At 44.7% G+C, this 22440-nt stretch carries 22 protein-coding genes and 5 tRNA genes; 22 read left to right on the top strand and 5 right to left on the bottom strand.

Features of this window, described 5'->3' with window-relative positions; genetic code table 11:
• Positions 1 to 41 precede the first annotated feature (41 nt).
• The gene (locus tag AC50YO_RS05205) at positions 42 to 527 is read left to right on the top strand and encodes an RrF2 family transcriptional regulator (RefSeq protein ID WP_494844014.1); all 486 of its coding nucleotides are present in this window, start codon (positions 42 to 44) and stop codon (positions 525 to 527) included.
• A 106-nt stretch (positions 528 to 633) separates the two neighbouring features.
• A complete protein-coding gene (locus tag AC50YO_RS05200; protein WP_494844010.1) occupies positions 634 to 1278 on the top strand; it encodes a nitroreductase family protein in 645 nt (214 codons plus the stop codon).
• Positions 1279 to 1372: 94 nt separating this feature from the next.
• Here AC50YO_RS05200 and cmpA read toward each other — a convergent pair whose 3' ends face one another.
• Positions 1373 to 1504 carry a cortex morphogenetic protein CmpA gene (cmpA, locus tag AC50YO_RS05195; RefSeq protein WP_494844150.1) on the bottom strand — a complete coding sequence of 44 codons (132 nt, stop codon included), beginning with the start codon at positions 1502 to 1504 and terminating at the stop codon, positions 1373 to 1375.
• 77 nt (positions 1505 to 1581) lie between these two features.
• On the bottom strand, positions 1582 to 1929 hold the full coding sequence (locus AC50YO_RS05190) for a P-loop NTPase family protein (protein WP_494844006.1): 348 nt from the start codon (positions 1927 to 1929) through the stop codon (positions 1582 to 1584).
• 134 nt (positions 1930 to 2063) lie between these two features.
• Here AC50YO_RS05190 and AC50YO_RS05185 point away from each other — a divergent pair, with 134 nt between their 5' ends.
• From AC50YO_RS05185 to AC50YO_RS05115, 15 genes are all read left to right on the top strand, one after another.
• On the top strand, positions 2064 to 2540 hold the full coding sequence (locus tag AC50YO_RS05185; RefSeq protein ID WP_494844003.1) for a SprT family protein: 477 nt from the start codon (positions 2064 to 2066) through the stop codon (positions 2538 to 2540).
• A gap of 68 nt (positions 2541 to 2608) precedes the next feature.
• Positions 2609 to 2684: transfer RNA gene (locus AC50YO_RS05180), tRNA-Asn, on the top strand.
• A gap of 4 nt (positions 2685 to 2688) precedes the next feature.
• Positions 2689 to 2779 (top strand) — tRNA-Ser (locus AC50YO_RS05175).
• Positions 2780 to 2952: 173 nt separating this feature from the next.
• A tRNA-Glu gene (locus AC50YO_RS05170) sits at positions 2953 to 3027 on the top strand.
• 50 nt (positions 3028 to 3077) lie between these two features.
• A tRNA-Lys gene (locus AC50YO_RS05165) sits at positions 3078 to 3153 on the top strand.
• A gap of 28 nt (positions 3154 to 3181) precedes the next feature.
• Positions 3182 to 3267, top strand: a tRNA-Leu gene (locus tag AC50YO_RS05160).
• A 349-nt stretch (positions 3268 to 3616) separates the two neighbouring features.
• Complete coding sequence (locus AC50YO_RS05155; RefSeq protein ID WP_494843999.1) at positions 3617 to 4402, top strand: copper amine oxidase N-terminal domain-containing protein; 786 nt, start codon at positions 3617 to 3619, stop codon at positions 4400 to 4402.
• A 553-nt stretch (positions 4403 to 4955) separates the two neighbouring features.
• Entirely contained in the window at positions 4956 to 5150 is a 195-nt protein-coding gene (locus tag AC50YO_RS05150) for a hypothetical protein (protein ID WP_494843995.1), read from the top strand.
• A gap of 368 nt (positions 5151 to 5518) precedes the next feature.
• Positions 5519 to 6646, top strand: a complete 1128-nt coding sequence (locus tag AC50YO_RS05145) for a hypothetical protein (protein ID WP_494843993.1) — start codon at positions 5519 to 5521, stop codon at positions 6644 to 6646.
• A 20-nt stretch (positions 6647 to 6666) separates the two neighbouring features.
• Positions 6667 to 8163, top strand: a complete 1497-nt coding sequence (gene wsfD, locus AC50YO_RS05140) for a glycan biosynthesis hexose transferase WsfD (protein ID WP_494843991.1) — start codon at positions 6667 to 6669, stop codon at positions 8161 to 8163.
• Positions 8160 to 9710 carry a hypothetical protein gene (locus AC50YO_RS05135; RefSeq protein WP_494843989.1) on the top strand — a complete coding sequence of 517 codons (1551 nt, stop codon included), beginning with the start codon at positions 8160 to 8162 and terminating at the stop codon, positions 9708 to 9710. The genes wsfD and AC50YO_RS05135 overlap by 4 nt, the downstream gene beginning before the upstream one ends.
• 14 nt (positions 9711 to 9724) lie before the next feature.
• Entirely contained in the window at positions 9725 to 10975 is a 1251-nt protein-coding gene (locus AC50YO_RS05130; RefSeq protein WP_494843987.1) for a glycosyltransferase family 2 protein, read from the top strand.
• Between the two features lie 15 nt (positions 10976 to 10990).
• A complete protein-coding gene (locus AC50YO_RS05125) occupies positions 10991 to 13063 on the top strand; it encodes a cellulose biosynthesis cyclic di-GMP-binding regulatory protein BcsB (protein WP_494843985.1) in 2073 nt (690 codons plus the stop codon).
• Entirely contained in the window at positions 13053 to 13907 is an 855-nt protein-coding gene (locus tag AC50YO_RS05120) for a diguanylate cyclase domain-containing protein (protein ID WP_494843983.1), read from the top strand. Before AC50YO_RS05125 ends, AC50YO_RS05120 begins: the two co-directional genes overlap by 11 nt.
• A gap of 118 nt (positions 13908 to 14025) precedes the next feature.
• Entirely contained in the window at positions 14026 to 14484 is a 459-nt protein-coding gene (locus tag AC50YO_RS05115) for a hypothetical protein (protein ID WP_494843981.1), read from the top strand.
• Between the two features lie 59 nt (positions 14485 to 14543).
• Here AC50YO_RS05115 and AC50YO_RS05110 read toward each other — a convergent pair whose 3' ends face one another.
• The 3 genes from AC50YO_RS05110 to AC50YO_RS05100 form a co-directional block, all read right to left on the bottom strand.
• Positions 14544 to 14990 carry a GreA/GreB family elongation factor gene (locus AC50YO_RS05110; RefSeq protein WP_494843979.1) on the bottom strand — a complete coding sequence of 149 codons (447 nt, stop codon included), beginning with the start codon at positions 14988 to 14990 and terminating at the stop codon, positions 14544 to 14546.
• Positions 14991 to 15138: 148 nt separating this feature from the next.
• A complete protein-coding gene (locus AC50YO_RS05105) occupies positions 15139 to 15957 on the bottom strand; it encodes a WYL domain-containing protein (RefSeq protein ID WP_494843977.1) in 819 nt (272 codons plus the stop codon).
• Complete coding sequence (locus AC50YO_RS05100) at positions 15905 to 17257, bottom strand: helix-turn-helix transcriptional regulator (RefSeq protein ID WP_494843975.1); 1353 nt, start codon at positions 17255 to 17257, stop codon at positions 15905 to 15907. The genes AC50YO_RS05105 and AC50YO_RS05100 overlap by 53 nt, the downstream gene beginning before the upstream one ends.
• Positions 17258 to 17581: 324 nt before the next feature.
• Here AC50YO_RS05100 and AC50YO_RS05095 point away from each other — a divergent pair, with 324 nt between their 5' ends.
• The 5 genes from AC50YO_RS05095 to AC50YO_RS05075 all read left to right on the top strand — a co-directional run bounded on the left by AC50YO_RS05095 (position 17582) and on the right by AC50YO_RS05075 (position 22387).
• A complete protein-coding gene (locus AC50YO_RS05095; protein ID WP_494843973.1) occupies positions 17582 to 17773 on the top strand; it encodes a hypothetical protein in 192 nt (63 codons plus the stop codon).
• Positions 17774 to 17848: 75 nt separating this feature from the next.
• Positions 17849 to 18973 carry a slipin family protein gene (locus AC50YO_RS05090; RefSeq protein ID WP_494843971.1) on the top strand — a complete coding sequence of 375 codons (1125 nt, stop codon included), beginning with the start codon at positions 17849 to 17851 and terminating at the stop codon, positions 18971 to 18973.
• A 304-nt stretch (positions 18974 to 19277) separates the two neighbouring features.
• On the top strand, positions 19278 to 20939 hold the full coding sequence (locus AC50YO_RS05085) for a GAF domain-containing sensor histidine kinase (RefSeq protein WP_494843969.1): 1662 nt from the start codon (positions 19278 to 19280) through the stop codon (positions 20937 to 20939).
• Positions 20936 to 21613 carry a response regulator gene (locus tag AC50YO_RS05080; RefSeq protein WP_494843967.1) on the top strand — a complete coding sequence of 226 codons (678 nt, stop codon included), beginning with the start codon at positions 20936 to 20938 and terminating at the stop codon, positions 21611 to 21613. Before AC50YO_RS05085 ends, AC50YO_RS05080 begins: the two co-directional genes overlap by 4 nt.
• A gap of 147 nt (positions 21614 to 21760) precedes the next feature.
• Entirely contained in the window at positions 21761 to 22387 is a 627-nt protein-coding gene (locus AC50YO_RS05075; RefSeq protein ID WP_494843964.1) for an FMN-dependent NADH-azoreductase, read from the top strand.
• The last annotated feature ends 53 nt before the right edge of the window (positions 22388 to 22440 follow it).

Below are 22440 nucleotides of genomic sequence, written 5' to 3'. Positions count from 1 at the left end.
CAGAGCCTCTAGTGTCCTATGAAGGAAGGAGAGGATTAGCGGTGACTTCAAGCAATGACAGATGCAGCAGCACACCAAATCATCATAAAGCATTCGGCGTAGCCTTACAGGCGCTTGTTGTTCTTAATAACAAGCCTGGTACTTGTTCTAGCGCAGAGATTGCTCTTATACTGGGGTCTGAGGCTACTATGCTAAGACGGGTATTGGCCAAGCTCGCGAAAGAACAGCTGCTTGAGACGCAGGAGGGACGAGACGGCGGCTACCGTTTGAAGCGAGCCCCAGATGTAATTACTCTTGCGGATGTATATATAGCTTTGAGGGTTGGAGAACCATTCTCCTGCGGCATGATTGATACGACAGGAGCCCATCACTTCGGTCAAGAGATGAGGCAGGCTTTTGAAGCAATAACGGATGAGATCGAGCAGAATACGATCGAGATCCTCAGGAAAACGACGATTAAGCAGCTATCAGAGCAGATTTGCGGGATGAAGTACAGCCAACATCTGGGAAGCGGAATAAAGGATTGACATGACTCGCAGCCAGCCACTATACTGTTATTAAATTCATTACAGTTTCACACACCGTTTACTGTGCAATAATTAACACAGTAAAACTTATGGGAGGAATTACCTAATGACTACACAAACAAATAATGACCTTGGAGCTTTTTTAGAAGTGCTTGAGGGCCGTCATTCTGTCCGTCACTATGATCCATCAGCAACGATCTCGGAAGAGGAAATCAAAGAAATTCTGGAGCTAGCTACGAAGGCCCCATCCTCTTCCAATACGCAATCATGGCGCTTCCTTGTTATTACAGATGCAGAGCTTAAGCAGCAGCTGCTGCCAATTGCCAATAACCAGCAGCAGGTTGTTGATGCATCAGCCGTTATTGTTATTCTAGGTGACCTTGAGATGTACAAAGAATCCGAGAAAATCAATAAACTGGCTGTTGAGGCAGGCTATATGACACCAGAGATTGCTGAGCAGTTCACAGCTAATACAGTGAAGCTCTATACCTCGATTCCGAAGGATCGTTTGCATGAGGTAGCTGTGTTCGATGCAGGTCTGGTAGCTATGCAGATTATGCTCGTTGCCAAATCCAAGGGGTATGATACCGTACCAATGGGTGGTTATAACCGTGAGCAGCTGAAGGAAGCTTTCCAAATTCCTGAGCGTTATGCACCAACGATTCTTCTTCCAATCGGCAAGGCAGCGACGCCTGGCCGCCTGACTTCAAGGCTTCCTGTAGAGGACGTAACCTTTTTCAATAAAATCTAATTAGTAAGACGACAAACCCCGCATGCCTTCAAGCATGCGGGGTTTGTCGTCTAACAATGCTGGTGAGATAAGTATGATGAATACACGCATATCGCTATATAGGGTTCTCTTCTTGAGGACCTTGCTTATTGCGGTAAAAATACCAGCATTCATTCAGCAGCTTGATTTGCCTGCGGTCTTTTTTCTGAAATGCACGCATCATCTGGTTACAGAGCCATTGTGGGATAGCGTCCGCCCTCCTCTTCGTGGTGTATTATTACCATATGGGGAGGGCAAAGTGTCCGTGCAGGTCCTAATGAAACGTTACATTTCTTCTTCGTACCATTGCTCTAGCTGAGCCTGCAAGGCACGGATCTCTGTAAGCAGAGCAATAAGCGGATATGCGGATTCTTTAATCGCTGCAAAGCCGCGCTCTAGCTCGTTAATGTAATCCAGACCAGATACAATAGCGATGGAGCTGTCATGCAGCTCGACATTGTCGCATTCTGCTATCGCGTAGGGCAGCTGAGGCACGTGATCTGCTGTGAGCTTGTCTATCTCTTTATGCAGACGCAAATTGAGCGCACTTAGCTGATAAGCATGAGATTCGGGCATTTCGACGAATAGAATAGTGGTATCATCTTTCATAAGGACGTAGCGCATAGTAGGCATAAGTTAAGCAAATCTCCCCTCGTTCGATTACATGATGCGATTGGTGCTTCTGTAATCGCCGTACAATTGTAGATTACTACTTGACAGTGTAGCGTATACAAGCTTTAAAATTCAAGTAGTGGAGGAGAATAACGATGATGACAATAGACGATGCAGCACTGCAGCATTGGGTAGAACGAGTATCAATAGAGAGCTTTGGCCGGCCGTTTATTCATCAAGCAAGCTTTAATCGTAGGTTAAAGGCCACGGGAGGACGCTACTTTACCAAATCCCATAATATAGAGATAAGCCCACATCAGCTTGAAGCATTCGGCTACGAGGAGACAGAGAAGATAATTAAGCATGAGCTCTGTCATTACCATCTGCATATAATGAAGCGGGGATATCGGCATCGGGACGAGGACTTCAAGAAACTGCTCGCTCATGTAGGAGGTTCGAGGTTCTGCCACACGCTGCCGGACAGGCTGGGTCGGCAGCCAACACCGTATCGTTATCAGCTTATTTGCAGTAAATGCGGTATGGAATATTTGCGAAAAAGAAGAGTGGACCCCGCCCGTTATGCCTGCGGAAAATGCCGTGGAAAATTATTTTTAAAAACGCTTGACCTATAGAAAGAACCATGATATATTATTACTTGTCGCCGCTGATTTACGAAACAAACGGCAACGAACACCGATATTCCCTGATAGCTCAGTTGGTAGAGCACTCGACTGTTAATCGAGTTGTCACAGGTTCGAGTCCTGTTCGGGGAGCCAATTCGGGGAGATACCCAAGTGGCTCAAGGGGACCCTCTGCTAAGGGGTTAGACTGCGCAAGTGGTGCGAGGGTTCGAATCCCTCTCTCTCCGCCATTCATATGGCATAACGATTGTAACGGAAGGCCGTTCACTATCAGGTCTTTTTTTTACGCCTCATAACGGCAAAGATTATGACTTCCATCAATTGGATCGAAGTAATCGGTAGAAAAAGCTTGTACTTGAGTTCGGAAGTTGTTACAATAACAAATGTTGTTCAGTAAATACCAGGCCCGTTGGTCAAGGGGTTAAGACACCTCCCTTTCACGGAGGTAACAGGGGTTCGAATCCCCTACGGGTCACCATTCCTCAATGTAAGTGAAGCAGCTCTACTGAGTTCGTTTTACAATCATGAGAGCCATTAGCTCAGTTGGTAGAGCACCTGACTTTTAATCAGGGTGTCGAAGGTTCGAGTCCTTCATGGCTCACCAGTTTTTATTAAAGTTTTCCCCTATATGTGCGGTAGTGGTGGAATGGCAGACACGCTATCTTGAGGGGGTAGTGGGCTTATGCCCGTGGAGGTTCGAGTCCTCTCTACCGCACCATAACTAAATCCTTAATGATCTATAATATAGAAATTTTATAACACTTTTGAAATCAGAACGAAAAATCTGATTTCAAAAGTGTTTTTTTATATGATTAGGGTTAATTTGTTTCAAACGATGGTTTGGAGTGTTGTAACTATCTCCCAAAACAATTATTTCTTATTAACCGAGTTGTCCCAAACGTTCCGTACATAATAATGTTTATGAAGTGAGGAAAAATAATCTTTTACTATCTTTAGGATCTATAGACTATTTACCTAATATTTTTTAAATACGACATAGTTCGACATACCTATTTATTTTTTTGTGATATTATCAAATGAAAAGTCGAATGGTGGGAGATGTCCGAATGAAGAAAGTAGTAGTATTGATTATTATGGTTATGTTGTTTACTTCAGGAAGTAATGTTTATGCAACTGAAACACCGATCAAAGTTTATGTTGATGGTAGTCTAATGAATTTCAGTACAGATCCAATTCAGACACAGGGAACTACTTTGGTTCAATTTACTCCTGTGTTTAAAGCTCTAGGTTTGTCATTTACTTGGGATCAAAAAACCAAGACTGTTACTGGATCAAAAAAAGGATTGAATATAAAACTCACAATAGATAGTAAAACTGCTCTGGTAAATGGAAAAGAAAAAAAATTAAGTATTGCTCCAAGAGTTGTGAATGGTGTAACATTTGTCCCATTACGTTTTATTAGTGAATCGACAGGGAAAGCCACGGATTGGAATTCAGATGATAAAATAGTGACTATCGGAGAAACTACAACACAAAAAGTAAGTACACCAACTGTTTTTGCATATAATGTAAACTCGGCAGATGGAGTTAAGCTGTCATGGTTTGTAACTAATTTAACTGGTAAAACTATTAATTACTATACAGTTCATATTAGTACATTTAATGCAGTCGGTGATCCATCATATGACCAAATTACAGGGGAAAGCACATTTGCCGTTAAATATGTAGGCCCTGTTAAACCAAATGACAAATTGGGGATCTTTACTATATTTACTTATCAATCAGCTTTAGAGACGATTAAGATTACGGGAATTGATTTTGAATATAGCGATGGAACGAAGGAATCTGTTTTATATAATCGGACGACATCTGATTCAAAGGGGTTAAAATAATTATAAACTATAAGTGTAAGTTTTAAGAACTCTCTGAACTAGAGGGTTCTTTTTTATGTGCCAGCATGGTGTAATTTCTAGGCTTTTATATTTATACCTGTGAAGGTTTGAGTTTTCCTGGGCAAAGTAAGAAACATCGATCATGACAGGGAGTCTACCTGTACGTCGATGTTTTTTCTGATTGCGGGTACTTAAAGGCGAGCCTTTGATTTTGTAATTTATTTGAGAAGCTTCTTGATCTGTTTCAGCAGCTTGCGCTTAATGCTGGAGATAATATATTTCTTCAAGCTTGTATTCCTCATTCCGAATCGCAAGGTAATACCTCCTTCTAAAAAAATCCAGTTATATGGATTGTACCATGCTGTTAGCATGCTGAATAGCTCACTTGTCTACTTATTAGCTGCAGCTCTCTAAGTAATTTCGTATAGATATGTTCCATCCCCTGGAAGATAGATTCACCGCAAACTACACACATAAATTCACTATTCGCCCAATCAAATTTTTCTGCCTAGAATAGGCTAATATCAATTGAGATAAGGGGCAGTGGTCGAGGATGGGGAATAAATCTGAAGGGTTGACCTCTGATGATATAGCGTTAATTGCGGCAGTTGTAGTCATAGTAGGAGATGGACTGGCGCTTTTGTCCTTGCTTATGGCAAGAAACGAAAAGTCAGAGGCAGAGGCAGTGCTGCCTGTTGCGACGATAGCTGGGAAGCGGAATGGTAAATCCAATAGAAGCGGAAGCTAAGGAGGTTTCCCACGGCTAGCTCAGATGGAAAGCGGAGAAGGCCGTGGGAGCAAATGGCCATTTCCCATCCACAAATAGGAATAACGACAAAAATTAAAATATAAGACAGGATACGACAGGACCGATAATTTCGATCATGCTAGTATAGGATGTAGGTACTGGAAAATGTTTAGAGATTGTATAGAGCGGTAAATTATTATTGAATAGAATAAGATTCCTGTCAGGTAATCTTCATTGGAATAAGTCTGAGAACTCTTTTTATTTGAATGGAAATGTAAGAATAGTATAATATATCTAGAATAAGTCTCCGTAGAAGGGTAATATAGACTATTGTTGCCAATATCCATATATACAGGAGGGGAAGCTACATGAAGAGGATAGTTGGGGCAGGTCTAATCAGTATCATTATTCTCGCACTGCTCGCTTGCAGTCATTCAGAGGGAGCTCCGCAAAGCTCGAATAAGCCATTGTTGTCGCCTGAGCCGAATAAGGAGTCAGCGCAGCAGAATAGCTCAAGAGAAATGCTGTATTCTTACATACAAAATAAACTTACCGGTCCCCATGGTGTATACACGAATGCGATTGAAACTGATCAAAGTGCTGAGGTTGCAACAGGGCATGAGGTTCTAAGCGAGTCTGCGGGATTATTGATGAGATACTATGTTCGAACTGAGGAAAAGCAAGCTTTTGATAAAGAATGGGCGTTAGCCAAAAAGAACTTTGATCTCACAGGAGCCTTTAGTTATCGGTACAGTCCGAAGCTGGATAAGCAATCTGGCGTGAATGCGGCTGTCGATGATCTCCGAATCATTCGGGCGCTGTATGAGGCAGAAGAAGCATTCCAAGACAAGAGTTATCGAACAGAGGCCGATCATTATGGGCGCCGCTTCTACGAGCACAATGTAAAGAATGGGCGGATGTATGATTTCTATGATGGAACTTATGATCAGACGAATGATTTCATTACCCTCTGCTATATTGATCTGGCAACGCTGCGATTGTTGCCCGTCTCCGAGAAGGAACAGAAAGAGCTGGAGACGCAAATGCTCAGTATTAGCAAAAAGGGCTATTTGTCCGACGCCTTTCCTTTCTATGAAACGCGATATCGTTATCCTGCCAGCGAGTACAGCTCAGAGCAGATTAATTCGATCGAGTCTCTTTTGACGATATTAGCTTTAGCAGAGGTAGGAGAGCATAATCCTGCCAGCATTCGTTATTTGAAGGACAAGATTAATAATGATGCACTGTATGGCCGATATACACGAGAAGGCATCCCGGATACGGATATTCAATCTACAGCTATTTACGCAATTGTGGCTATGATTGGTTCCGAGATTGGGGATGAAGCTCTATATGCGAAAAGCATCGAGAGAATGAATGCATTTCAAGTGAAGGATACGGATAGCCCCTTATTTGGGGGATTCGGTGATCCAGCGACGGAGCAGGCCTATTCCTTTGATAATCTGATGGCCCTGCTTGCTTACACCTATGAATAAAGATGGAATGAGGTAGTACCATGAGCGATCCGACACAGCAGAGGCCTGTTAATAGAGGGGGCTCAGCATTCATACGCAGAATAACCCCGGCCTCTGCCGCTGCGATCACGGTTCTGATTATTACGACAATCGTGTTATTCATTCCTCCCTATATTGGAATGGCGGATAACGGTGATTTCTTCCGTATTTTATATGGGAACGGCCTTTATTTCACAGAGCCTGACTATGATAATAAGTTTTTTGGTTACTTTATAAAAGAATTCGGCATTTTACAGTATTTCAATGAAAACAGTGATCCGCTGTTCTCATCACAGTCCTTATTTATTCAGTTTTCTCTATGGTTGAACAAGCTAATGTATCATTCCGAGGTTTTTGATGTGCGGATTCAGGCAGCCATTTATACATTGCTGCTAGCCGCTGCACTCTATTTGCTGGTTGAGAGCATAACGTGGAAGATGCCGCGGAAATACGGTTATCCTATTGCTGCGTTAGCTGTATTTATGTTTGGAGATACGGGCTATACCGCTTATTTCAATTCTTTTTATGGCGAGAGTGTCGTTATGCTTATGTCGATGCTCTTGCTTGCTTCCGGGCTGCTGTTATACCGGCGGCGGTACAATGATTATGTAATGCTTGGTTTATTCCTTGTTAGCGCCTTACTGCTAACTACCTCTAAGCAGCAGAATGCTCCAGTCGGCATAATTATTGCAGTCATGGGCGTGCTGCTTATCTATGTTCGCAAAGAAAAGGCTTTTCGTATTGCTGCCGTGTCTTCCTTAGTGATACTGCTTTTTGCAGGTATCGCTACTTATGCGTTGATTCCCAAAGAGTTCGTGAACATCAACCAATATCATGCGATGACCCGTGGGGTTCTTATGCAGTCCGATAATCCAGAGGAGACGTTGGAAGCCTTTGGAATAGATAAGCAATATGCGATCCTTGCTGGAAGCATTTATTATGAGCATTACACAACAATTGACGTAGACTCTCCAATATTAGAGCAGGAATTTTACAATAAATCTGGCTTTGTCGCTATCCTGGGCTACTATATCTCTCATCCAGACAAAGCATTGAAAATGCTGAACTTGGCAGCCAAACACGCATTTACGATCCGCCCGGATGCTATGGGTAATTATGAGCAATCTCAAGGAAAAGCATTTGGCGAGAAGACCTCCTTTTTTTCTTTATATAGTACGCTCAAAAAAGCATTGTCTCCCAAAACGTTCGGTTTTATTTTTATTTGGGCGGTTCTGGTTATCGGCTTGTACATGCCTTCTTTCCTGGCAGCGATTAGAGCGAGGGATATGAGGCATGCGCTGCGAATGCCGTTAGTCGCTATGATGATTGCAATCGGCTTATCCAGTATTCTAGTCGCTATTATTGGGGCGGGGGACGCGGATTTGGCTAAGCATGAATTTCTGTTTACGATTATGTTTGATTTAGTTACTTTTCTAACGATCTCTGATGCATTCAGACGTCGGCTATGGCAGTATAGCGCTCCGGAGGAGAAATCATGAAGAGCTATGAACAACGATTGATCTTGCTCCTGACGATGTTTTTAATGCTTCATCTAATGCCTTCATCGCTTCATGCTGCGGCACCAGATAAGGACAAGCCCCGTGTACTGCTGCTCTACGATAGCTTAGGGAAGCACACCGCCAAGGAGGGGAATGTAGAAGCGCTCCAGAAGCTGCTTGCCGCCTTCCGAGCAGATGTGACCTTGCAATCTATAGACAGCTACCAAGCAGGGCTGCTGCCCGGTTATAAGCAAGTCATTAGCGTGCATAATGCAATTGATTTGGAGCCGAGCAACAAAGCCTATCACGAGGATCTGGCTAATTATAAAGGGAATTATTTGCATATAGGAGCGGGCCTGCCTGCTGAGGCTCAGCATCATTTGCAGGTCCAATCACAAATGATGAACAACAAGAGCCTCAGTCTAGCAATAGGGGAATTATCGCAGGAGCTGTCCGCTGTTCCTAATTTCACTCGAATTGTGAAGGCTTCAGGCCAATCCTTTGGAACGATGATAGTGGATGATGAATCTTCTCCCGTTGCTGTAAGGGATGGGCGATACGCTTACATGCCTTATTTCCAAGGCGGCAATCTTAGCGAGATCATTATGTCTTATTTGCTGAAGGATTGGCTTGCTGCTGCGGAGGAAGGACAGGCCTATCTGGTTTTCAAAGAAATTTATCCATTCTCGGATTTGCAGCTTTTGGAGTCCATGGCGGATCGACTGTATGAAGCAGGGATTCCATTCATCGCCAGTGTTAGGCCCGTTTTTTATAATACTGATTATCCTGCGATGGAGCGTTATTTGGAAACGTTGAAATACATCCAGTCACGGAATGGCAGTATTGTTATTCACGCACCGGTCTTTACGAGCGTCTATGGTGACAATGATGAATCTTTATCGCAAAAGATGTCGGCTTTTATAGATACTCTAGCCAATTATGGCATTGCTCCTCTTGGCATTGGAGCAGAGCTTGATCTCTATTGGAGCAATGGCCAATATTTTGTGAAGAATGGGATGGTGTTTTTTGACTCAGCCATTTTATTCCCTAATAAAGCTCTTATGAACATGGCACAGGCCGCAATTGCTGACCCGTTCTCCTCCTCTTTATATAGCCTTTCCTTGGAGAAGCTTGAGCAATATGCTGCAGCGGGCAAGGCTATAGAGAAATTTCCGGTGGATACGGCTGTTACCTTTGATTTTTATAGCAATGAAGAGGAGCTGGATGCCGGAATTCAGACCTTGAAGGAGAGCTGGATCGCGTTTGCCGACTATAAACAACAGGCTCATGGCGTTCATACGGATAATAATGCTATTGCTTCGGTGAACGGAGGATTGTTCATTAATGGCATACCCGTAGATCTGAATGACGCGGTGAAAAAGATAAGCGGGGATTATCAATATAAGGAGGAAGAGAAGCAGAGCTTAACGACTTTGTTCACGATTCAGAATAATTTCTACGTCGTTGTCATTCTTATCTCGTTGCTCCTGTTCAGCTTTCTCCTATTGATAGGTTATCGGCTGTATAAACGTAAATATATGAAGTGAGGGGGGCGATATTCATGACAATTGCAGACATATTAATGCTAATCGCCGTCATCTGTATTTGGTCTCTCCTGCTAGTGAATGTCGTACTTATTATCGCGGGCTATTTGTACTATATTCAATGCGAGGGCGAGCCTGAGCCCGAAATAGTGGGAGAAGTACCGTTCGTAACGATCATGGTCCCTGCCCATAATGAAGGGAAGGTCATTGTTCAGACGGTGGAATCATTGCTCGATCTGGATTATCCGCATGATCGCTATGAGATTATCGTCATTAATGACAATTCCTCCGATAATAGTGCCGCGCTGTTAAGTCACTTGCAGACGAGATACTTGGGAAGAAACCTGATCATTATTAATACAGATTCGGTTACGGGAGGCAAAGGCAAATCCAATGCCCTTAATATTGGCTTCACACAGAGTAAAGGAGAGTTAATCGCGATCTATGATGCGGATAATACCCCTGAGCGTAAAGCTTTGCGATATCTGGTAGCTGAGATTACTCGCGACCATACGCTTGGAGCGGTTATCGGCAAATTTCGGACACGCAATCGGAATGCCAGCTTACTTACACGATTCATTAACATTGAGACGTTGTCCTTTCAATGGATGGCGCAGGCTGGCCGGTGGAAGCTGTTCAAGCTATGTACGATCCCTGGCACGAACTTTATTATGAGACGGCATATTGTAGAGACAATTGGCGGCTGGGACGTCAAAGCTATTGCAGAGGATACGGAAATTAGCTTCCGTATTTATACGATGGGCTATCGAATCAAATTCCAGCCCAAATCAGTGACGTGGGAGCAAGAGCCGCAAACGCTAAAGGTATGGTTCAAGCAGAGGACCCGCTGGGCGAAGGGCAATATTTATGTCATAGTCAAAAATGCCAAGCTTCTGTTCGATCGCAATGCAAAGATGATTAGGTTCGATATTCTCTACTTCCTATCTATATACTTCTTGCTGCTGACGGCACTTATTATGTCAGATATTTTATTGGTGCTTCATGCATTTGGACTTGTGCATACTACTATTGCAGGACTGAGCTCCTTCTTATGGCTGCTCGCAATTATTTTATTTATCGTAAGCACCTATATTACATTAACAACAGAAAAAGGCGAGATGAGGCTGTCCAATGTCTGGATCATCATGCTTATGTATGTGACGTATTGCCAGCTGTGGATGGCAGTGGCTGCTTATGGCTTGTACACGTATTTGAAGGATCTGGTGTTCAAGAGAGAGGCCAAATGGTACAAAACAGAACGATATTAAGGAAGGACGTTTATTGTGAAGATAAAAGCAATCATTAACGGTCTATTGATGATGTCTCTCTTGCTGCTTCCAGTCGGAAGCGTTATGGCCAGTCCGCAAACCTATCGAATGGCGGTTACGAGTGAGGAGGCTGCCTTGGCAGGGGTTATGCCTTCCAAGCAAAGCTATTTTCAAATTCAGGAGTACTGGGATGTAAGTGAAGTGAAGCTTAAGCTCGACTATAAAGCTACACAATTGGCGTTGACAGATCAGTCAAGCATTACACTGCAGGTGAATGGGACACCCTTCCATTCCTTCAGGCCAGTTGTTGATGCCGGTAATAAGCAGAGCCTGTCTGTTCTTATACCGACAGAGCTGCTTGTGACAGGAACGAATACCCTGCTGATCCAGGGGAATGTTCAAACAAACGATAACGATAGCATTTGTGAGCCGACAGAGCTGCGGGATAATTGGCTGCATCTCTATGAAACCTCAGATATTGATATTAAGTATTCGAATAAGCCGTTGGAAGGAAGCATCAGCGATTTCAATCAGCGCTTCACTGGGATGGATACAGTCAGCTCGAATCTCCATGCCATTGCTGTGCCTGAACAAAGTACAGCGGCAGAATTAGAAGCAGCTGTCCATGCCTTATCTGGCTTCGCCAAGTCGAATGGCTTCAAGGAGAAGGCAATACCGCTGCTTCCTTTCGGGACGGACAGCTTGAGCAGTAAAGCGCTAGTAGTCATGATTGCTTTAGCTGACCACTTGCCCACGGAAATCAAAAGTCTGCTAAGTGAACGAGATCTGGACAAGGAGGCTGTTATCGAGCTTGTGAATCAAGACAAGCAGCCAACTTTGGTCGTAACTTCGAATAACCCGCAGCTTCTGGTCAAGGCGGGCAGACTGATTGCTAACCAATCTCTAATAGGGCAGTTGGACAAAGGGATTAAAGTCGTAACGGAATCTACGGATGAAGCTACACCGACAGTTGGAATTAGCCGCAACATTACGCTTACCGAGACCGGAGATAAGCTGGTTGGCTCAATGCATCAGGAGAAATCCTACTTTATTTCATTGCCTGCCAATCGCTCGATTGCCGATTCCAGCAAAATAAAACTGGATTTCCGCTATGCGAAAAATTTGGATTTTGAGCGCTCTATGGTAACGATACTTATTAATGATCAGCCTATCGGCAGCAAAAAGCTAAGTCAGCAGCTTGCTGACGGGGATACGTTAACCTTGCCAATTCCTAATAATTTAGATATTACGGGTAATTTCTCTGTTACAGCGGCCTTCGATCTGGAGCTGGTGAATGCGTATTGTACGCCCAATAGTGAAGCGATGCCATGGGCATTCGTGACGAAGGATTCCTTGCTTCAATTGAATACGAAGGACCGGACGGAGCTTCTCTTTACGAACTATCCGTATCCTTTCTTGCGAGATGGAGCTTATAACCGTGTAGCTGTCGTATTGCCTAAGGAGCGGGACGCGAATACGTATAAGACGGTCTCGAATTTGTTCAGTTTGCTGGGGCAGTATGCTGAAGGAAATAACGGCGAGGTTAGCTTCTATGACGATTCTGTTGAAATAAGCCAGTTGAAGGATCGCAATATTATTGCAATCGGCAGCTTCGACAATAATCAACTAATCCGCAGCAATAATGATAAGCTCTATTTCAAATATGATGAGCAAAGCAAGGGCTTTCTTTCGAATGAGAAAATGAGTATTGATTCGGAATACGGACAGCGCATGGGCACGCTTCAATTACTCGATTCTCCCTACGAATCCGGGCATGGTTTGTTAGCCGTAACGGGTGCAAGCTCGGAATATTATTATTTGGCTTCCAAGCTGGTAGCTAGTGAGAGCACTATGTGGAAAATATTCGGTGATGGCGTTGCAACAGATAAGGATGGGACGATTAATGCTTTTCGATTCAAGGTGCAAGCGGAAAAAGAACAGGCTTCTTTCGTAGACAAAGTAACGGAACGCAGCGATGTGGCAGGCTTTATGGCTGCGGCTGTACTAGTCTTGGTTCTTATTCTGCTGTCTCTTCTGCTGATGGTTCGCAAATACCGGAAGAAACGGGGTGGGCGTGGTGAAGCGTAATCAGAGCAGTCTGTTATCAGATAGCGGCTTTTTGCTGCTTATCCTAACGTGCTTTATAAGCATCGTTTTTACGGCGGGCGATCCTAACCATTACATTCAGAATATCGTGTTCTTGAATGTAGCCTTCTTGATTGCGATTATTACCTATTTCACAACCGTTACTACGGGCCTCATACTGAATATTTTATTTATATTCGGATATGGTACCTTCACCTTATATCAGACTGTCATGCAAGGCGAGGCGGTGGGCGTTCACAGCTACTTCTGGCTGATCATGACACCGATCTTCACAATGGTCATATGGCTGTTATCGGTAGGCAATAAGCGGCTGCAAGTGGAGGTTGATGAGCTGCGCCAGACGAATGCAAGGCTCGCAACGATGGATGATAATACGAATTTGAAGAACAGCTTATCCTTTCAGAAGGATGCAACCATCTTCATGGCACTGTCTACCCGCTATCAGATTCCATTGACGCTGCTCGTTATGCAGGTGAAATATTGGGATGAGGTACGGAACATGATCAGCGATGGTCAAATGTCGGAAGTGCTCTATGATGTGTCTCAGCTCGGCTTGACGAGTATTCGAACGAATGATTCCTTGTATATGCTGGACAAAGCGAATGCCACCTGGGGAGTGCTGCTCTTCACGGATCGGGATGGCGCCAAGATTGTAGTAGAACGCCTCAAGGATAATCTTGCTTCCTTTAATTCGGGGGATACAGCCTCCAAATATCAAGTCGACTTCCGCATGCGAATCGGCGCTTATGAATATAGCCGGGAAGAAATTGAGACTCCGCTTGAATTCATTGCAGAAGCCAAAAAACAGCTGGAGTATGACGTCTAATTATTATAGAATCAAATATAAAAAAGGGTTGCTGGACAACCCTTTTTTTGTTTTGAGGCAAGAGGCTAATTCATATGGTCGTTAAGAATAGCAATGCTAAGGGTAAGGGGACATGGGAATGAAAGTAAAGGCGGTAGTATTATCATGCATCATTCTGCTTATTCTTACAGGATGCTTTGCCAATAAGGCTGATGAGGATAAGCTGACTCTGGACGCTATGCAAGCAGCGCTTGAAGCAGAGGGAATTGAAATGCTCCCGGAGGAACTGAGCAGAGATTGGAAATTAAATAAAGTGAATCCTGTTCGCTATGCTTCAGTCTTGCCAGCTGAACAAGTCAAATATAATAAAGAGTATATTTCCCTGTATGTGTATGAGTCAGAAGAAGACCGTAAAGAAGGCCTTAACGATTTCAATGTTCAAAAAGAAAATTATGACATGAAAATTCCGAATATTTATGAGCATAAAAATGTGCTTATCCTTTATTGGCATAATGAAAATAGGGATCGTGCAGCACAAGCAAGCTTGAATAGGCCGATTAAAGCCGCTCTTAAAAAGCTTCAAGAATCAGAGCAGTAATAAAAAAATGACGTATGAGCTGCTGACAGCCAATACGTCATTTTTTATGTCAATCTATACTAAGAAGCCATACGAATGGAAGCGAAACGGATTTCTAAAATTCGCATTCTTGCAACGCCAGTAGGAGTTTCGACTGTAACGACATCCCCTGGAGAGCTTAATAGAAGCTGGCTGCCAATAGGCGACAGGAAAGAGATGCGATCTCCGCTTAGGTTGGACAGGCGGGGATGGTCAATAATAAAGGTATCAATAGTTGGTTTATTAAGATAAGCGACACGTACACGACTGCCTATGAGAACGGTATCAAGCAGTTGATCATCAGAGAGCTCCAGCAGCTTTTTGACCTCGAGGGTGTAGGTGGTAAGAAGCTTATTAATTTCATTTCTTTTCTGGCCGTACACAGGAAAATAAGCGTCGAGGAATTGTTTCTTCTCTTCGCCGAGTGTAGTGAGCTGATGAATAAGCTGATCCCGGAATTGATCAGAGGACACTTTTCTACGGTTCATAGTAGATTTCCCCCCTTGCATTCGTATTATAAATGTTGTTACGAGCCACAATGATCATGACAAGTACCTCCTCTATAATAATATAGGCCTCTTGCATAAAGAGGCCTCGTAGCTACTGTAACATAGATATGCGGTTAGAGCCAGTAGTTCAGCCATTGGTCTGCTCGTAACGGGCTAATGATTTCTGGGCGGCTTCAAGCAATCGTTTTCGCAAATATGCTCCTTCTGTTACTATGACCCGTTTGCCCAAAAAACGGATTTTGGATAGCACGAACTCAGCCTCATCACCTGAGAATACAAGCTTGATGTAATAAGTGTCGGATTCCTCCTTGTAATCAACCTGCTTCTCAAAGCAGGAGAAGGCATATAAGATACGGGACAGCTCTTTATTATAAGCGCTGATTACCTCTATCGTTGCATATTGTTTGCGAGCAGTAAGATATCGGTTGAGCGCTGAGGAGGCCGAGCTAAGCGTCTTCTCAGAGAGGGAAGCTTCCTCAATATGAAGGATGGATCGCAGCTTGGTTAACATGATGCAGCGCTTATTCACGTTATACCATAGCAGATACCACTCTCTCTTGACCATCGAATATTCAAGCTTATAGGGAAAGCCTAGCTGCTTCCCCCGAAGTGAGCCGTCTTTAATCGAGTAAGCGATTTGAATGCCAGCTCTTCGCATGATTAAGCGGCGAAGGGTACGGAGCATAGGATGATAGATATGTACAACGGTGCTTTGTGCTTTTTCAATTATGGGCAAATCTTGAAGGGGGGCAGCAGGCTCACGGAAGTCAGCATCAAGGAGATGCTGAAGCTTAAGCAAGGTATTGGTCTCGAAGGCTGCCGCTGCTTCCGGGTGGGCCAGCATGGTTCTGAGCCAGTCCCGCTCATGAGAGGTGACCGCCATCGCCCCTGCTTCATCCAGTCGTGAGGTCATCTGAAAGTTGAATATTTTCTCGAACAGGTTCATAAAAGGCACTGATCTCCTTCCACTCAGCTATAAGCTCTCTTCTCAGGGAGGCTGGCTCTAGTACTTCGCAGCTAGATCCGAAGCTCCGAAGCCAAGGCTTAATTTCGGTAATTCCATTCACGGTAATTTCGAATAAAAAAGCCGCCTCACTTTCCTCGGTAATCTCTCCCCATTGTCCTTGCAGCTTCACTCGCTCTTTAATGAAATTATGGGCGACGCCTACTGGATTGTAGAAGCGAGCGGTTACCTTAATGGCTCTTCCTGTATCGACAAGCCAGCTGTATCGAGTGCGCTGTTCAAGCAATGCCAGCTTAGCTGTAAATTCTTCCGCAGGGACTGGTTTTTCCTCTGATAATTGCGTTAACCCTTCCATTCGATAGACCGCAATTCCTTGCCTTTTGTTATGTGCAAGCAAATACCAGCGTCCATATTGATGATCATAGGCGACTTGCAGCGGCAGCGCCGTTTCTTGCAGCCCCTCATTATTGCGTTCGAATAGAGGATTAGTATTTTTAGAGCCGTAGCTGGTTGGCGCTTTGGGTGAGAAATAGACAAAGGTCAGCTTGGTTCTCTTACGAATGGCATGCAGCACGGTATAAAGATGTGCTTCATCCAATATACGGGATGGATAATGATATTTATATAACAGCAGGTTCTCTGTTGTATCGAATTGCTCCCGTCGGTTGAGCGATTTTTTCAAGCTGTCTCGCAGCAGATAGCCTTGGACCGAGGGGATCTGTGTATTCGCCATAACATCAACGAAGGCATAAAGATCGGATAATTCTTCCTCGGTCAGGCTATTAACGAAATCATTATGTGCGGTATAACGATAAGGTCTTACGGTGGAGGCTTTGCGGATGACGCCGATTTCCTCCAAATATTTGAGATCGCTGCGAATCGTTTTCTCATCTGGTAGGGAGTAGGTGCCCGGAATATCATTGCAGCAAAGATCCATAATTTCCATTGCGGTTCGAGAATGATCCTGCAATGTACTGATAATGAAAGACAGGCGGTAGCTTTCGGATTCCTTTAAAGATTTGGAGCGGAACAGGAATAGCAGCAGTGGATCGGCCGATTCGTAATAGCTCATGCTCAGCAGCTCGGATAATTCCTTACTCTCCTCATTGGGAAGCTGCTGCTGGGCAGAGCTGACGATTCCTTTGAGCCGGCGCATCGTTTTATCGAAGGTATGTACGGATATGCCTAGACGATCGGCGAATTGCTGTCGATTGTATGCGCCGCTGGTCAGGATGAACATACGCAGAAATTGAATTTCTTTATCAAAGCTCTCTCTCGCCATAATGGATTCCCCCCGTTCTTCCCGAAATACATCTATTTATTGTAGCAAGTGAGGAGGGTTTGGGAAATAAGAAAATGCAGTCGCCATACTTTTGCCATGTTCGTCTGTAGGCTCTTGCGTAATAATGAGGGAGTGAAGCAGGAGCGGGTACGACCAAGGCAGGGATTTCCACAAATCCCGCAGTGCCAGTGCAGGATCTGCACGAGGCATACTGTCGGAAACCAAGCTGCGCTTTACTCCAATTAGAGGTTCGAATCCTCTAACGTCATGAGAGACGTTTATGGCTGAGCAATCGACCTGTAAAGTCGAACTAAAAAATGGTAGGTGAACAAGGCTCAGCAGGGCTGGAAAAGCCTGCGCTGTATCCTGAACTATGCAGCTCTCGGATACCGAGCATTCATGCTGCTGCTTCTGCCGTTGCTGAACTTCATCGCTTTTTTTCAGGCTTGTAAAGCTGAGCTTGAGGGCGAAGAGGCAAGGCTCGGCGGTACAGCGGACAGGATGCTCTTAAGCTGAGCTCCGTTCAAGATGCGGGAGCCTGTTTAACCACAGCATTTCATGTAACAAGAGTAATGAAGGGGGACTACATAGATGAAGACGAATAAATGGATGAATAAAGTGACGGTTCAAAACGATCAGAGAGGCTTGCTGTTCAAGGAGGGAAGCTACGTACGTTTGATTAAGCCAGGCGTGTATCGTTTTTTGCCGCTATCAGGCTATCATGTTGAGCTATTGGATGTCACGAAGCCCTTTATCGTTGCAGGCAAGGACTTGCAATTGTTCAGGCATGACGAGCTTCTTATGAAGGAACTGATCGTTGTTGATGTGAAGGATGATGAGTATGTGCTGCATTACGAGGATGGCAATTGCAAAGAAGTATTGACGGCAGGCAAGTACGCTTACTGGACTGCGGTGAAACAGCATGCTTTTACAAGAGTGGAGACGCAATCGCCAGAGCTTCCTACGGGTCTTCATGCATCCGTTCTGAGTAAGCTGAACGGTCTGTATGCCATTCATGAGGTTGCAGGACATGAGCGGGGCTTCCTTTTCTACGACAATGTGCTGCAAAAGGAGCTGGGACCGGGCAAGTACCGCTATTGGAAAGGGCCGCTCACAGCGGTCGTGAAGACGATCGATATGCGAAGGCAGCAGCTAGATATGACAGGGCAGGAAATGATGACAGAGGATAAAGTGACGCTGCGGCTGAACTTTGTATGCCAATACAAAATAACCGAAGCATTGAAGGCACTTGAGATTAAAGGCTTTGAAGAGCAGCTGTATATAATGCTGCAGCTGATTCTACGCGAATATGTCGGGATGATGAAGCTCGATGAGCTGCTGCGAACCAAGCAGGAGATCGGTGCTTTTGTGCTCGAAAGGCTGGCTGAGAAGGCGGATGATTATGGCGTGCAGTTCATGTCAGCTGGAGTGAAGGATATTATACTGCCAGGAGAAGTGAAGGATATCATGAACACAGTTCTGCTCGCAGAGAAGAAGGCGCAAGCGAATCTAATTACAAGGCGAGAAGAAACGGCCTCTACACGAAGCCTATTGAATACAGCGAAGCTGATGGACGAGAATGAAACGCTGTATCGGCTGAAGGAGCTTGAATTTCTAGAAAGAATATGCGATAACGTAGGCAATGTGTCGCTTACAGGCGGCGGAAACCTGCTGGAGCAGCTTAATGCTTTGCTCGGAGGAAAGCGAACAGGGTAATACTCAGACGGAAAGGCTGCCTATGGGCAGCCTTAAGTTTTTTTGGGAAAAAGAGTGCGTCTGCAGGAGCTCCTTTTTCTACCGGTTAATAGGATGTATTGCTAGGGTTACTGATTGCTCAATTATAGGTAATGAAATTGGGATTTGCGGCATGACGTTCCGCTATTTGATTGTTAATTCCTCGTAGGACAATAATAAAGGAACGGCATTACGTTATTAGTTGGAATTCATTCCTTTTCAATAGAGAGGTGAGACTCTCCATATAACAAAGTGTATAATGTTAGAGAATAAGGGAGGGGAAATTATGTCCCGTGAAATTCGTGCGAATGAACTGGTGGCTCTTAAGGAAATAGCGGAGCTGCTTAATACCACTAATGATATGGATCCTATGCTCAATGATGTATTGGCTAAGCTGCTGGAGGTGACGGGTTTCACGACAGGCTGGATATTCCTTCTGGATGATGAAATACCCGGCAATCTATGTGTAGCGTCGCAGAAGCTGCCTCCTGCACTTACCTCAGGCCATTATTCCTTAATGAGCGGAGAGGATTGCTTTTGTGTAGAAAGTTACCGGCTTAATAAGCTGGAGCATGCTGTCAATATAATTGAGTGTAAACGAATAAACTATGCGGTAGTGCACCAATTGGGCGATACGGAAGGGGTATCCCATCATGCAACCGTGCCTTTGAAGGCTGGAGCTGATCGGTTCGGGCTATTAAATGTGGCGCAGGCAGGGAAGGAGCATTTCACCGAAGATGAGCTTGCTTTGCTTCAGGGAATTGCTCTGCAGATTGGCACAGCAATTAAGCGGATAAAGCTGTATCAGGCACAGGAGCAGAATGCGCTGCTGTATGCTAAGCTGGGCGATGTGATCCAGCATATTAACCGAATTCAAGATATTAAGGAATTGCCATTGAAGGCGGTCAAATATATAGGCGATGCCTTCGGCTGGTCGCATGTGTCATTGTTTATCTATGAGCAGCAGGAGCTGTCTCTGCGTGCCCACTATTCTAATAACAGCGTACAGACACAATCGCTTTCTATTGAAGAAGGAGGGCCGGTGAGTAAAGCCTTTCATGAGAATCGCTTGGTTGTAGAATCCCACAGCGAGCAAGTGTTCTCTGCATCATTGGCCTCAATCGGCATTCCGCCCTATGCCTCAGCGGCAGCAATACCGCTTCGAATTCGCAGCCGCCCGATCGGTGTTCTGTTCATCAGCAGTTCTTGCGTGAAGCAATTTGATGATTACCATGAGGATTTCATGTATTCACTAGGTGATCATTTTACATTGAGCATTGAGAATTTGCGTGTATATGAGCAGCGAAGAGAGCTTGCTCTTATGGAAGAACGGAACCGGATGGCGCGTGATCTGCATGATTCGGTCATGCAGAAGGTGTTCTCGCTTGCTTTTATCGCCAAGGGAGCAGAGACTTTATTACAAGAACGGGAGCCCGTTGTGACCTGCTCGCTTCAAGAGATCAGGCAGCTTTCTCAGGAAGCAGTGAAAGAGATGAGAGCGCTGATCTGGCAGCTGCATCCCGCCGGCTTGGAGAATGGCCTGCTGCCAGCTCTGAAGCAATATGGACAAGGCATGGATCTAACCGTCTATGTACAGGCTGAAGGCATTAAGGAGCTGCCGCGTGCAATTGAAGAAGCGCTATGGCGTATAGGGCAAGAGGCGCTGAACAATGTGAGGAAGCATGCAGGTACCAATGTCGCTTATATTCGGTTAATCAAGACTGTTGACAATGCCAGTCTGGAAATTGCCGATAAGGGCAATGGGATTAACTCCGAGAAGCAGCAAGGGCGACTAACGATGGGAATGATGTCTATGCGTGAACGGGCAGAAGCACTTGGTGGGGAATTAACGATCAGCAGCGGCCAAGGAAAACCGACAAGCGTCAAGGTGACGATACCGATTAGCGTGATTGAGGAAAGATGTAGTGAGGAGAAGGAACGTACGTGAAGATTAAAATAATGCTTGTCGATGATCATCAAATCGTATTGAAGGGTCTTTCCTTCTTTTTAAATATGCAGCCTGACTTTGAATTGGTCGGTGAAGCCCATAATGGGAAAGAAGCTGTGGAGAAGGCCGCAGTGCTGCAGCCTCATATCATATTGATGGATCTTAATATGCCCGTGATGGACGGAATTGAAGCAAGCTCTTTAATTATTCAGAATCATCCAGAGATGAAGGTGCTTGTGCTGACGAGCTTCTCTGACAGCAGCCATATCGTTCCTGCGCTTCAAACAGGAGTATTCGGCTATATGCTGAAGGATGTGGACCCTGAACAGCTGGCAGAAGCGATCAGAAGCGCTTACAAGGGCAATATTCAGCTTCATCCAGACATTTCGAACGCGCTGTTGACTCAGCTTCATCCTCAGCGAGGAGAGGAGAAGGGACGAAGCGCGAATGAGGCTATCGAGGCGTTGACACCAAGAGAAATTGAAGTGCTCCAGCTATTGACAAAGGGGCTTAGCAACAAAGATATTGCCCATACGCTTGTCGTTGCAGAAAAGACGGTTAAGACGCATGTAAGCAGCATTCTGAGCAAGCTGAATTTGAGCGATAGAACCCAAGCTGCGCTGTTCGCTGCTCCTCTGTTCCAAACGGAAGATTATGAGGGAGCTCAGTCCTAAGACAATAGTCGTAAGACCTCTTCTCCGCCCTTTCGACAAATATACTGTGAAAATTCAGTCCATATACCGATGCTACTCGGCTCAAAACTCTATAAACTTAAGGTAGTTACAAAAGATTATTAAGTTCACTTCGGAGGGATATAGATAATGAGTACTGTACTGTTTATTAAAGCGAACGACCGTGATATTGAGCAAGCGGTGAGCGTGAAGTTGTATCACGCATTCCTTGACAGCTATAAGAAAAGCCATCCAGAGGACACAATCATTGAGGTTGATCTCTTCAAGCAAGAGCTTCCATACATGAATGCGGATATGATTAACGGTAATTTCAAGGCTGCACGCGGCTTTGATCTGACACCTGCAGAGCAAGCAGCTGTAGAAGTATCGGGCAAATATATCGATCAATTCCTCGCAGCTGATAAGGTTGTATTCGGCTTCCCACTGTGGAACCTGACAATTCCTGCTGTCCTTCACACTTACATTGACTACATCTATCAAGCAGGCAAAACGTTCAAATATACAGAGCAAGGTCCAGTCGGCCTTATTCCAGACAAAAAAGTCGCTCTATTGACTGCAAGAGGCGGCATTTATTCCGAAGGCCCTGCAGCAGCAGCAGAAATGGCTCATAACTACGTGAAGAACATTATGATGTTCTTCGGTGTAACGGACTTCGCACACGTTATCGTAGAAGGACATAACCAATTGCCGGATCAAGCAGCTAGCCTGATCGCTGATGGCATTGCTAAAGCAGAGCAAGCAGCTGTAAGCTTCTAATTTAACCAAAAGACTGCCTAAGGGTGTAACTCACCCATAGGCAGTCTTTTTTT

The sequence above is a fragment of the Paenibacillus sp. J22P59 genome (assembly GCF_059383895.1).
Note: the sequence above shows the minus strand (reverse complement) of the source record. Positions and strands in the feature narration are given on the sequence as shown.